The sequence below is a fragment of the Micromonospora sp. NPDC004336 genome (assembly GCF_053602615.1).
Window position 1 is genome coordinate 11,080 of the sequence record NZ_JBSGDY010000095.1, and the last position, 12,598, is coordinate 23,677.

Annotated in this window: 11 protein-coding genes; all 11 read left to right on the forward strand. The window is 73.8% G+C overall.

The annotated features are described in order from the left end of the window. The first annotated feature begins 156 nt into the window (after positions 1 to 156). Positions 157 to 1,083 carry an aspartate carbamoyltransferase catalytic subunit gene (locus tag ACWENR_RS19505; protein ID WP_091095578.1) on the forward strand — a complete coding sequence of 309 codons (927 nt, stop codon included), beginning with the start codon at positions 157 to 159 and terminating at the stop codon, positions 1,081 to 1,083. Beyond that, complete coding sequence (locus ACWENR_RS19510; protein WP_452278392.1) at positions 1,080 to 2,411, forward strand: dihydroorotase; 1,332 nt, start codon at positions 1,080 to 1,082, stop codon at positions 2,409 to 2,411. Before ACWENR_RS19505 ends, ACWENR_RS19510 begins: the two co-directional genes overlap by 4 nt. A 118-nt stretch (positions 2,412 to 2,529) precedes the next feature. Then, on the forward strand, positions 2,530 to 3,693 hold the full coding sequence (gene carA, locus ACWENR_RS19515; RefSeq protein ID WP_452278393.1) for a glutamine-hydrolyzing carbamoyl-phosphate synthase small subunit: 1,164 nt from the start codon (positions 2,530 to 2,532) through the stop codon (positions 3,691 to 3,693). Further along, positions 3,686 to 7,075, forward strand: coding sequence for a carbamoyl-phosphate synthase large subunit (carB, locus tag ACWENR_RS19520; protein WP_452278394.1), 3,390 nt, complete (start codon positions 3,686 to 3,688; stop codon positions 7,073 to 7,075). Before carA ends, carB begins: the two co-directional genes overlap by 8 nt. Before the next feature lie 120 nt (positions 7,076 to 7,195). Continuing rightward, a complete protein-coding gene (locus tag ACWENR_RS19525; RefSeq protein WP_452278395.1) occupies positions 7,196 to 8,224 on the forward strand; it encodes a quinone-dependent dihydroorotate dehydrogenase in 1,029 nt (342 codons plus the stop codon). A 107-nt stretch (positions 8,225 to 8,331) separates the two neighbouring features. Beyond that, positions 8,332 to 9,606, forward strand: a complete 1,275-nt coding sequence (locus tag ACWENR_RS19530; protein WP_452278396.1) for an adenosylmethionine--8-amino-7-oxononanoate transaminase — start codon at positions 8,332 to 8,334, stop codon at positions 9,604 to 9,606. A gap of 199 nt (positions 9,607 to 9,805) precedes the next feature. Beyond that, entirely contained in the window at positions 9,806 to 10,642 is an 837-nt protein-coding gene (gene pyrF, locus ACWENR_RS19535; RefSeq protein WP_452278397.1) for an orotidine-5'-phosphate decarboxylase, read from the forward strand. Positions 10,643 to 10,820: 178 nt separating this feature from the next. Then, entirely contained in the window at positions 10,821 to 11,138 is a 318-nt protein-coding gene (gene mihF, locus ACWENR_RS19540) for an integration host factor, actinobacterial type (RefSeq protein WP_007458370.1), read from the forward strand. 25 nt (positions 11,139 to 11,163) lie between these two features. Continuing rightward, positions 11,164 to 11,697 carry a guanylate kinase gene (locus ACWENR_RS19545; RefSeq protein ID WP_452278398.1) on the forward strand — a complete coding sequence of 178 codons (534 nt, stop codon included), beginning with the start codon at positions 11,164 to 11,166 and terminating at the stop codon, positions 11,695 to 11,697. A 46-nt stretch (positions 11,698 to 11,743) separates the two neighbouring features. Then, complete coding sequence (gene rpoZ / locus ACWENR_RS19550) at positions 11,744 to 12,007, forward strand: DNA-directed RNA polymerase subunit omega (RefSeq protein WP_007075826.1); 264 nt, start codon at positions 11,744 to 11,746, stop codon at positions 12,005 to 12,007. A gap of 14 nt (positions 12,008 to 12,021) precedes the next feature. Beyond that, a partial coding sequence (locus ACWENR_RS19555; protein ID WP_452278399.1) for a flavoprotein occupies positions 12,022 to 12,598 on the forward strand: 577 nt, incomplete at its 3' end.

Sequence of the window (12,598 nt, forward strand, 5' to 3'; positions counted from 1 at the left end):
GCGGAGCCCCGCAGTCGCGAACGAAAGGCAGGCACCGGTGAGCGCGAGGAGTGCAGCGCAGCGGAGCCCCGCAGTCGCGAACGAAAGGCAGGCACCGGTGAGCGCGAGGAGTGCAGCGCAGCGGAGCCCCGCAGTCGCGAACGAAAGGCAGGCACAGTGATCCGGCACCTGCTCTCCGGCGCCGACCTCGACGCCGCCACGGCCACCCAGATCCTGGACACCGCCGCCGAGATGGCCACGGTCGCCGGCCGGGAGGTCAAGAAGCTGCCCGCGCTGCGCGGACGCACCGTGGTGAACCTCTTCTACGAGGACTCCACCCGCACCCGGATCTCGTTCGAGGCGGCGGCGAAGCGGCTCAGCGCCGACGTGATCAACTTTTCGGCCAAGGGCTCCAGCGTGGCCAAGGGCGAGAGCCTCAAGGACACCGCGCTGACCCTGCAGGCGATGGGGGCCGACGCGGTGGTCGTCCGGCACCCCGCCTCGGGCGCCCCGCACCGGCTCGCCGACTGGGTCGACGGCTCGGTGGTCAACGCGGGCGACGGCACCCACGAGCATCCCACCCAGGCGCTGCTCGACGCGTACACGATGCGCTCCCGGCTGGGGCGGCTGGCCGGCCTGTCGGTCGCGGTGGTCGGGGACGTGCTGCACAGCCGGGTGGCCCGCTCCAACGTCCTGCTGCTCTCCACGCTCGGCGCCAAGGTGACCCTGGTCGGGCCGCCGACGCTGATCCCCGTCCACATCGCGCAGGCCCTCGCGCCCGGCACCGACGTCTCCTACGACCTCGACGCGGTGCTGCCGCAGTCGGACGTGGTGATGATGCTGCGGGTGCAGCGCGAGCGGATGAACGACTCCTACTTCCCCTCCGCCCGCGAGTACGCCCGCCGCTACGGGCTGGACGGCCCGCGGATGAGACGGCTGCCCGAGCACGCGATCGTCATGCACCCCGGCCCGATGAACCGGGGCATGGAGATCACGCCCGAGGTGGCCGACTCGCCCCGCTCCACCATCGTCGAACAGGTCGCCAACGGGGTCTCCGTGCGGATGGCCGTCCTCTACCTGCTGCTCGGGGGGAACAACCGGTGAGCTCGTACCTGATCAAGAACGTGAGCGTCGTCGGCGCCGCGCCGACCGACCTGCTCATCCGCGACGGCGTCGTCGCGGACACCGGCGCCGGGCTGAGCGCGCCGGACGCCACCGTGATCGACGGCACCGGGCTGGTCGCGCTGCCCGGCCTGGTCGACCTGCACACCCACCTGCGCGAGCCGGGCCGGGAGGACGCCGAGACCGTCGAGTCCGGCTCCCGCGCCGCGGCGCTCGGCGGCTACACGGCGGTCTGCGCGATGGCCAACACCTCGCCGGTGGCCGACACCGCCGGCGTGGTCGAGCAGGTCTGGCGGCTGGGCCGGGAGGCCGGGCTGGTCGACGTGCAGCCCGTCGGCGCGGTCACCGTCGGCCTGGCCGGCGAGCAGCTCGCCGAGCTGGGCGCGATGGCCGATTCGGCGGCCCGGGTGCGGATCTTCTCCGACGACGGGCACTGCGTCGCCGACCCGAAGCTGATGCGCCGGGCCCTGGAGTACGTGAAGGCGTTCGACGGGATCATCGCCCAGCACGCCGAGGAGCCCCGGCTCACCGAGGGCGCGCAGATGCACGAGGGCGAGGTCTCGACCCGGCTCGGCCTGACGGGCTGGCCGGCGGTCGCCGAGGAGGCGATCATCGCCCGGGACGTGCTGCTCGCCGAGCACGTCGGCAGCCGGCTGCACGTCTGCCACGTCTCCACCGCCGGCAGCGTCGAGGTGCTGCGCCAGGCCAAGGCCCGGGGCGTCCGGGTCACCGCCGAGGTGACCCCGCACCACCTGCTGCTCACCGACGAGGTCGTGAGCGGCAACGGCGAGCTGGCGAGCCCGGCGCTCGCGACCGACTGGAGCCCGGCCGGGGCCTACGACCCGGTCTTCAAGGTCAACCCGCCGCTGCGTACCGCCACCGACATCGCCGCGCTGCGGGCCGCCCTGGTCGAGGGCGTGATCGACATCGTCGCCACCGACCACGCCCCGCACGCCGTGGAGGACAAGGAGTGCGAGTGGGCGTACGCCCGGCCGGGCATGCTCGGCCTGGAGACGGCGCTGTCCATCGCCCTCGACGCGCTCGGCCCCGAGTGGGACCTGATCGCCGAGCGGATGTCGCGCACCCCGGCCCGGATCGCCGGGCTGGAGGGGCACGGCCTCGACCCGGCACCCGGCGTGCCGGCCAACCTGACCCTGGTCGACCCGGCCGCCCGCCGCACCATCGAGCCGGCGGAGCTGGCCAGTCGCAGCCGCAACACCCCGTACGCCCGCATGACGCTGCCGGGTCGCATCGTGGCGACCTTCCTGCGCGGCGAGCCGACGGTCCTGGACGGAAAGGCAGTTAAGTGATCCGAGCGAGGAGTGCAGCGGAGCGGAGCCCCGCAGTCCGGATCGAAGGGGAGGCCCTGATCCGAGCGAGGAGTGCAGCGGAGCGGAGCCCCGCAGTCCGGATCGAAGGAGACGCAGCGTGACGAAGCGGAGGCCCGCGATCCTCGTCCTCGAGGACGGGCGCACGTTCCACGGCGAGGCGTACGGCAGCGTCGGGGAGACCTTCGGCGAGGCGGTCTTCAACACCGGCATGACCGGCTACCAGGAGACGCTCACCGACCCCTCCTACCACCGGCAGGTGGTGGTGCAGACCGCACCGCACATCGGCAACACCGGCGTCAACGCCGAGGACGACGAGTCGTCCCGGATCTGGGTGGCCGGCTACGTGGTGCGCGACCCGGCCCGGGTCCGCTCGAACTGGCGGGCCACCGGCGGTCTGGAGGACCGGCTGGCCGCCGAGGGCGTCGTCGGCATCAGCGGCGTGGACACCCGGGCGCTGACCCGGCACCTGCGCGAGCGCGGCGCGATGCGGGTCGGCATCTCCAGCGTCGAGACCGACCCGCGCGCGCTGCTGGCCCGGGTACGGCAGTCCCCGGAGATGGTCGGCGCGGACCTCTCCGCCGAGGTGACCACCGCCGAGCCGTACGTGGTGGCCGCCGAGGGCGAGCACCGGTTCACGGTGGCCGCGCTGGACCTGGGCATCAAGCGCAACGTGCCGCGCCGGCTGGCCGCGCGGGGCGTCACCACCCACGTGCTGCCGGCCGGCTCCACGATCGAGGACCTGCTCGCCACCGGCGCCGACGCGGTCTTCCTCTCGCCCGGCCCGGGCGACCCGGCCACCGCCGACGCGCCGGTGGCGCTGGCCCGCGAGGTGCTGCGCCGGAAGGTGCCGCTGTTCGGCATCTGCTTCGGCAGCCAGATCCTCGGCCGGGCGCTGGGCTTCGGCACCTACAAGCTCGGCTACGGCCACCGCGGCATCAACCAGCCGGTGCTCGACCGCGTCACCGGCAAGGTCGAGGTGACCAGCCACAACCACGGCTTCGCCGTCGAGATCCCGGGGGCGCGGCACGGCGCGGTCGTACCCGATTCGGTGATCGAGACCGAGTTCGGCGGCGTCCAGGTGTCGCACGTCTGCCTCAATGACAACGTGGTCGAGGGGCTGCGGGCGAAGGACGTGCCCGCCTTCACCGTCCAGTACCACCCGGAGGCGGCGGCCGGACCGCACGACGCGGACTACCTCTTCGACCGCTTCGCGGAGCTCATCGAGGGCCGCAACCACAGCGAGGGGCGCACACATGCCTAAGCGGACCGACCTCAAGCACATCCTGGTCATCGGCTCCGGGCCGATCGTGATCGGGCAGGCGTGCGAGTTCGACTACTCCGGCACCCAGGCCTGCCGGGTGCTGCGCAGCGAGGGGATCCGGGTCAGCCTGGTCAACTCCAACCCGGCGACGATCATGACGGACCCGGAGTTCGCCGACGCCACCTACGTCGAGCCGATCACCCCGGAGTTCGTCGAGCTGGTCATCGCCAAGGAGCGCCCCGACGCGATCCTGCCCACCCTGGGCGGGCAGACCGCGCTGAACACGGCCGTCGCGCTGCACGAGGCGGGCGTGCTGGAGAAGTACGGCGTGGAGCTGATCGGCGCCAACATCGAGGCGATCAACCGCGGCGAGGACCGGCAGCTGTTCAAGGACATCGTCGCCAAGGCCGGCGTACGCCTGGGCATCGACGACCCGGCGGGCCTGGTGCCCCGGTCCCGGGTCTGCCACTCGATGGCGGAGGTCGAGGCCACGGTCGCGGAGCTGGGCCTGCCGGTGGTGATCCGGCCGTCGTTCACGATGGGCGGCCTCGGCTCCGGCATGGCGCACACCCCGGAGGACCTGGCCCGCATCGCCGGCGACGGGCTGGCCGCCAGCCCCGTGCATGAGGTGCTGATCGAGGAGAGCGTGCTCGGCTGGAAGGAGTACGAGCTCGAACTCATGCGCGACCGGCACGACAACGTGGTGGTGGTCTGCTCGATCGAGAACGTGGACCCGATGGGCGTGCACACCGGCGACAGCGTCACCGTCGCCCCCGCCATGACGCTCACCGACCGCGAGTACCAGCGGCTGCGCGACCTGGGCATCGCGGTGCTGCGCGAGGTCGGGGTGGACACCGGCGGCTGCAACATCCAGTTCGCCGTCAACCCGGCCGACGGCCGGATCGTGGTGATCGAGATGAACCCCCGCGTGTCGCGGTCGTCGGCCCTGGCCTCGAAGGCCACCGGCTTCCCGATCGCGAAGATCGCCGCGAAGCTGGCCATCGGCTACACCCTCGACGAGATCCCCAACGACATCACCCTGAAGACCCCGGCGGCGTTCGAGCCGACCCTGGACTACGTGGTGGTGAAGATCCCCCGGTTCGCGTTCGAGAAGTTCCCGGGCGCCGACCCGGAGCTGACCACCACGATGAAGTCCGTCGGCGAGGCGATGAGCCTGGGCCGCAACTTCACCGAGGCGCTGAACAAGGCGATGCGCTCGCTGGAGACCAAGGCGGGCGGATTCTGGACGCTGCCCGACCCGGCCGGCGCGACGAAGGAGAACACCCTCGCCGCGCTGCGGATGCCGCACGACGGCCGGCTCTACACCGTCGAGCGGGCGCTGCGCCTCGGCGCGTCGATCGCCGAGGTCACCGCCGCGTCCGGCGGGATCGACCCCTGGTTCCTGGACCAGATCGCCGCCCTGGTCGAGCTGCGCGCCGAGATCGTGGACGCCCCGGTGCTCGACGCCGACCTGCTGCGCCGGGCCAAGCGGGCCGGCCTGTCGGACCGGCAGCTGGCCGCGCTGCGCCCGGAGCTGGCCGCCGAGGACGGCGTACGCACGCTGCGGCACCGCCTCGACGTCCGCCCGGTCTACAAGACCGTGGACACCTGCGCCGCCGAGTTCGAGGCGACCACGCCCTACCACTACTCCTCCTACGACTCCGAGACGGAGGTCGTCGGGTCGGACCGGCCGAAGGTGATCATCCTGGGCTCGGGGCCGAACCGGATCGGCCAGGGCATCGAGTTCGACTACTCCTGCGTGCACGCGGTCCAGGCGCTGCGCGGCGCGCCGCTGGGTGGGGCGGGCGGGGCCGGCTCCGCGTCGGGCTCCGGCTTCGAGACCGTGATGGTCAACTGCAACCCGGAGACGGTCTCCACCGACTACGACACGGCCGACCGGCTCTACTTCGAGCCGCTCACCTTCGAGGACGTGCTGGAGGTCTGGCACGCGGAGGACACCTCCGGCAGGGCGGCCGGCGGGCCGGGCGTGGTCGGGGTGATCGTGCAGCTCGGCGGGCAGACCCCGCTGGGCCTGGCGCAGCGGCTCAAGGACGCGGGCGTGCCGGTCGTCGGCACCTCGCCGGAGTCGATCCACCTGGCCGAGGAGCGGGGCGCGTTCGGGGCGGTGCTGGCCCGGGCCGGGCTGCGCGCCCCGGCGCACGGCATGGCCACCTCGTACGACGAGGCGAAGACGATCGCCGACGAGATCGGCTACCCGGTGCTGGTGCGGCCGTCGTACGTGCTGGGCGGCCGGGGCATGGAGATCGTCTACGACGACGCCACGCTGCGCGACTACATCGGCCGGGCCACCGACATCTCCCCGGACCACCCGGTGCTGGTGGACCGCTTCCTCGACGACGCGATCGAGATCGACGTGGACGCGCTCTGCGACGCCGACGGCGAGGTCTACCTCGGCGGGGTCATGGAGCACATCGAGGAGGCCGGCATCCACTCCGGCGACTCGTCCTGCTCGCTGCCGCCGATCACCCTCGCCGGCTCGCACGTGGCCCAGGTCCGCCGCTACACCGAGGCGATCGCCCGGGGCATCGGCGTGCGCGGCCTGCTCAACGTGCAGTACGCGCTGAAGGACGACATCCTCTACGTGCTGGAGGCGAACCCCCGCGCGTCCCGGACGGTGCCGTTCGTCTCCAAGGCCACGGCGGTGCCGCTGGCGAAGGCGGCCGCCCGGATCGCGCTGGGCGCCACCATCGCCGAGCTACGCGCCGAGGGGCTCCTCCCGGCGACGGGGGACGGCGGCTCGCTGCCGGCCGGCGCCCCGATCGCCGTCAAGGAGGCGGTGCTGCCGTTCAAGCGGTTCCGCACCCCGACCGGCAAGGGCATCGACTCGCTGCTCGGGCCCGAGATGAAGTCGACCGGCGAGGTGATGGGCATCGACACGGCCTTCGGGCACGCGTTCGCCAAGTCGCAGTCGGCCGCGTACGGCTCGCTGCCGACCGCCGGGAAGATCTTCGTCTCGGTCGCCAACCGGGACAAGCGCGGCATGATCTTCCCGATCAAGCGCCTGGCCGACCTCGGCTTCGAGATCGTCGCCACCACCGGCACCGCCGAGGTGCTGCGCCGGCACGGCATCGCGTGCGAGCAGATCCGCAAGCACTACGAGTCCGGCGCGGGCGAGGACGCGGTGTCGCTGATCCTCGGCGGCGACGTCGCCCTGGTCGTCAACACCCCGCAGGGTTCGGGCGCCAGCGCCCGCTCCGACGGGTACGAGATCCGCAGCGCCGCCGTCACGGCGGACATCCCGTGCATCACCACCGTGCCGGGCGCGGCGGCGGCGGTGATGGGCATCGAGGCCCGCATCCGCGGCGACATGCAGGTCCGCCCGTTGCAGGAGCTGCACGCCGCCCTGCGGGCCGCCGAGTGACCCGCCCCCGACCGGTCGATCCTGGGGTTGTCGTCGTGGCACGCCGCCGCGACGGCCAACCTCATGACCGACGGGTTCGACCGGGAGGCCGGCGGGCCGGGGGGCGCGCGGAGGCCGGGGATGTTTGAGCGGGTGGTTCGGCCCGGGTTGTTCCGGATCGGCGGCGGGGACGCGGAGGCCGCGCACGAGTGGACGCTGCGCCGGCTGGCGGGGCTCTCCCGCCGGCCGGCGGCGCTGGCCGCCCTGCGGGCCCGGTACGCCGTCCGGGCGCCGCGCACGGTGTTCGGCGTCGAGTTCCCCAACCCGGTGGGGCTCGCCGCCGGGATGGACAAGGACGGCGCGGCGCTGCCGGCGTGGCCGGCGCTGGGCTTCGGCTTCGTCGAGGTCGGCACGGTCACCGCGCACCCGCAGCCGGGCAACCCCCGGCCCCGGCTGTTCCGGCTGCCCGACAGCGAGGCCGTGGTCAACCGGATGGGCTTCAACAACGCCGGCGCGGAGGCCCTCGCGGCCCGGCTGGCGGCGCTGCCCCGCCCGCTCGGGGTGCCGCTGGGCATCTCGCTGGGCAAGTCCAAGGTGACCCCGCTGGACGAGGCGGTGGCTGACTACCTCGCCTCCTACCGGGCGCTGCGCGGGCACGGCGACTACTTCGCGGTGAACGTCTCCTCGCCGAACACCCCCGGGCTGCGGGAGTTGCAGGACCGCGCGCACCTGGACGCCCTCCTCGCCGCGCTGGTGGGGGAGAAGCCGGTGCTGGTCAAGATCGCCCCGGACCTCACCGACGCGGCGATCGCCGAGCTGCTGGAGGTCTGTCTGGCCCGGGGCGCGGCGGGGGTGATCGCCACCAACACCACCCTGGCGCGCGACGGCCTCGCCCCGGCCGACCGGGAGCGCGGCGGGGAGACGGGCGGCCTGTCCGGCCGGCCGCTGGCCGACCGGGCCCGCGAGGTCGTCTCCTTCGTGCACCGGGAGACCGGCGGCCGGCTGCCGATCGTCGGCGTGGGCGGCATCCTCGACCCCGACGACGCCGCCCGGATGTTCGACGCGGGCGCCGCCCTGGTCCAGCTCTACACCGGCTTCATCTACCGCGGCCCGGCCCTGCCCCGGGCCGTGGCCCGCGCCGCGGCCGCCGCCCCGCCCCCGGCCCGGTGACCCCCTCCGCCGCACTCGCGCCCGTCCCGCCCCGGCCCGTCCCGCGCGTCGGGCGGGGCGGGGGCCACGGGTGCGAGGCGGCGGGGAGCGACGACGAAGGAGCGCGCGTGACACCCGAGGAGATCCTGGCCGCCGACCGCCGGCACGTCTGGCACCCGTACGCGGCCCTGCCGCCGGCCAGCCCGCCCTACGTCGTGGAGGGCGCCGAGGGCGTACGCCTGCGGCTGGCCGACGGCCGGGAGGTGGTCGACGGGATGTCGTCGTGGTGGGCGGCGATCCACGGCTACCGGCACCCGGTGCTCGACGCGGCGGTGACCGACCAGCTCGGCCGGATGAGCCACGTGATGTTCGGCGGGCTCACCCACGCCCCGGCGGTCCGCCTGGCGACCACCCTGGTGGAGCTGGCCCCGGACGGGCTGGAGCACGTCTTCCTGGCCGACTCCGGCTCGGTCGCCGTCGAGGTGGCCGTCAAGATGTGCCTGCAGTACCAGCGCGCCACCGGCCGGCCGGAACGCCGCCGGCTGGGCACCTGGCGGGGCGGCTACCACGGCGACACGTTCCACCCGATGAGCGTCTGCGACCCGGAGGGCGGCATGCACCACCTGTGGGGCGACGTGCTGCCCCGGCAGGTGTTCGCCCCCGTCCCGCCGGGCGGCTACGACACCCCGCCCGACCCGGCCTACTGCGCGGCCCTGGTCGAGGCGGTGGAGCGGCACGCCCACGAGCTGGCCGCCGTGATCGTGGAGCCGGTGGTGCAGGGCGCCGGCGGGATGCGCTTCCACCACCCGGAATACCTGCGGGTGCTGCGCGAGGTGACCCGGGCGCACGGGGTGCTGCTGGTCTTCGACGAGATCGCCACCGGTTTCGGCCGGACGGGCACGATGTTCGCCGCCGAGCACGCCGGGGTGGCGCCCGACGTGATGTGCGTGGGCAAGGCGCTCACCGGCGGCTACCTGACGCTGGCCGCCGCGCTCTGCACGCCGCAGGTCGCCCGGGGCATCTCCGCCGACGGCGTGCTGGCGCACGGCCCGACCTTCATGGGCAACCCGCTGGCCTGCGCGGTCGCCAACGCGTCCCTGGGGCTGCTGCGGGCCGGGGACTGGGCGGGCCAGGTGTCGAGGGTGCAGGCGGGCCTGCGGGCCGGCCTGGAGCCGCTGCGGGGCGCGCCCGGCGTGCGGGACGTGCGGGTGCTCGGCGCGATCGGCGTGGTGCAGCTCGACCACGACGTCGACCTGCCCGCCGCCACGGCCGCCGCCGTCGCCGAGGGGGTCTGGCTGCGGCCGTTCCGCGACCTGGTCTACACCATGCCGCCGTACGTCACCGACGACGCCGACCTGGCCCGGATCGCCGCCGGGGTCGCCGCCGCGGTGGCGGCCGGCTGAGCGGCCGGTCACCCTCCGGCGGGGGTACGCGGGCGGCCCGGCCGCCTGGCGAAGGAGTGCACCCGGCGGCGGTCGCCGGGGCGGGGAGTGCGCACGGCGGCGGTCGCCGGGCGGGGAGTGCGTCCCGGGCGGCGGTCGCCCCGGGCGGGGAGTGTGTCCCGGGCGGCGGTCGCCCGGGCGGGGAGAGGGAGAGAACCGGATGGAGAGCTTCGGCGCCCGCCTGCACCGGGCCGTCACCGAGCGGGGGCCGCTCTGCGTCGGCATCGACCCGCACCCGGGTCTGCTGGCCCGGTGGGGTCTCGACGACGACGTCCGGGGGCTTGACCGGTTCGCCCGGACCGTCGCGGAAGTTCTCGGTGACCGGGTCGCGGTGGTCAAGCCCCAGTCGGCCTTTTTCGAGCGGTTCGGCTCCCGCGGTGTGGCCATTCTTGAGTCAACTATCCGACAGTTGCGCGATGCCGGCTCGCTCGTTCTGCTGGACGTCAAGCGCGGCGACATCGGCTCGACGGTGGCCGCGTACGCCTCCGCGTACCTCGACCCATCCAGTCCCGTCCATGCCGACGCGGTGACCGCCAGTCCGTACCTCGGCGTCGGCGCGCTCGCCCCGATGTTCGAGCTGGCCGCCGAGCACGGCGGCGGGGTCTTCGTGCTGGCGCTCACCAGCAACCCCGAGGGCGCCGCCGTGCAGCGCGCCCGCACCGCCGACGGCCGGACCGTGGCGCAGACCGTGATCGACGAGATTTCCCAGCTCAACGCGGGTGCGGAGCCGCTCGGAAGCTTCGGTCTCGTGGTCGGCGCGACCATCGGCGACACCGGCCACGACCTGTCCGGGGTGAACGGCCCGCTGCTCGCCCCGGGCCTCGGGGCGCAGGGCGCGACCGCGGCGGATCTGCGCGTCGTCTTCGGCTCCAGCCTGCCCGCCGTGCTGCCCTCGTACTCCCGTGAGGTGCTGAACGCGGGCCCGGACGCGGACGCGCTGCGGGCCGCGGCGGACCGTGCCCTGGCCGACTGCCGGGCCGTCCTGGCTGCCCGTTGACTGACTGACGGCTCGGTCACTTTGCGATGATCATCGCGCGCCCACGTTGCCGAAACCGTCGGCGACCGCTAGTTTTCCCCGCGCTGGGAACCACGGACCCCTTGGTTCACAGCGACACCACGTTTCACAGATGCGACGTGGCGACCCGCCCGTCGCGATAGGGACCTGAGGAGAACTGGTGCCGCTCCCGTCACTGACCCCGGAACAGCGCGCTGCCGCGCTGGAGAAGGCCGCGGAGATCCGCAAGGCCCGTGCTGAGCTGAAGGAGCAGCTCAAGCAGGGCAAGACCACCCTCGGAGCCGTCCTCGAGCGTGCCGAGTCCGACGACGTCGTCGGCAAGCTCAAGGTCTCCGCCGTGCTGCAGGCGATGCCGGGTATCGGCAAGATCCGGGCCACCCAGATCATGGAGAAGCTCAAGATCGCCGACAGCCGTCGCCTGCGTGGCCTCGGCGAGCAGCAGCGCAAGGCACTGCTTGGGGAGTTCGCCGCCAACTGAGGCTGGCAGCGTGTAGAAACAAGCAGTGAGCACGGATGACGAGGCGCGCCCGGCGGCTCGGCTCACTGTCCTGACCGGACCTTCGGGTTCGGGCACGGAGAGTGTCGTCGAGCGCGTCCGGGCGCGTTCTCCGTCCGTGTGGGTGCCGGTGCCGGCCACCACCCGTCCGCGCCGCGAGGGCGAGCTGGACGGCGTGGACCGCCTCTTCCTGGCGCCGGCGGAGTTCGACCGCATGGTCGCGGCGGGGGAGCTGCTGGAGTGGAGCCGGGCCGGGCCCTTCCGGCGCGGTACGCCGGCCGAGCCGGTGCGGTCCCGACTCGCCGCCGGGCAGCCGGTGCTGCTCGGCCTCGACCTGCCCGGTGCGCTGCTGGTCCGCTCGGCGCTGCCGGACGCCCGGCTGGTGCTGCTGCACCCGCCCGGCCTCGTCCCCCCGACGGCCACCCTGGCGGCCTTCGACCACACCGTGGCGCACGACCTCGCCGATCGGGTCGTCGACGAGCTGGTAGGCTTGTCCGGTTCTTCTTTCCTGGCTCCGGCGCGACCGCGTCTACGCGGTTGACCGCCAGCGCCGCCGCGCGCGGTGCGATAGACGCAGAGGTTAATTCGTGGGATCCATCGCAAACCCCGAAGGCATCACCAACCCGCCGATCGACGAGCTCCTCGAGAAGACGACGTCGAAGTACGCGCTGGTCATCTTCGCGGCCAAGCGCGCTCGCCAGGTCAACGCCTACTACAGCCAGCTCGGTGAGGGCCTGCTGGAGTACGTCGGCCCGCTGGTCGAGACCACCCCCCAGGAGAAGCCGCTCTCCATCGCCATGCGCGAGATCAACGCGGGCCTGCTCACCGCCGAGCCGACCGACCAGCCGTAGTCCGCCCCGCCCCGATGTCCCCTCGGATCGTCCTCGGGGTCGGCGGCGGCATCGCCGCCTACAAGGCGTGCGAGCTGCTGCGGCTCTTCACCGAGTCGGGTCACCGGGTCCGGGTCGTGCCGACCGCGTCGGCGCTCCGCTTCGTCGGGGCGCCGACCTGGGCGGCGCTCTCCGGCCAGCCGGTCGCCGACGACGTCTGGTCCGACGTGCACGAGGTGCCGCACGTCCGGCTCGGCCAGCAGGCCGACCTCGTGGTGGTCGCGCCGGCCACCGCCGACCTGCTCGCCAAGGCCGCCCACGGCCTCGCCGACGACCTGCTCACCAACACGCTGCTCACCGCCCGCTGCCCGGTCGTGCTGGCCCCGGCCATGCACACCGAGATGTGGGAGCACCCCGCCACGGTCGCCAACGTCGCGACGCTGCGCTCGCGGGGCGTCCGGGTGATCGAGCCCGCCGTCGGCCGGCTCACCGGGGCGGACACGGGCAAGGGGCGGCTGCCCGACCCGGCGGAGATCTTCCAGGTCGCCCGCCGGGGTCGGCTGCTTCGTGCACATCCTCGGCGACATGATCACCCGGGCCGGCGTGCCGATC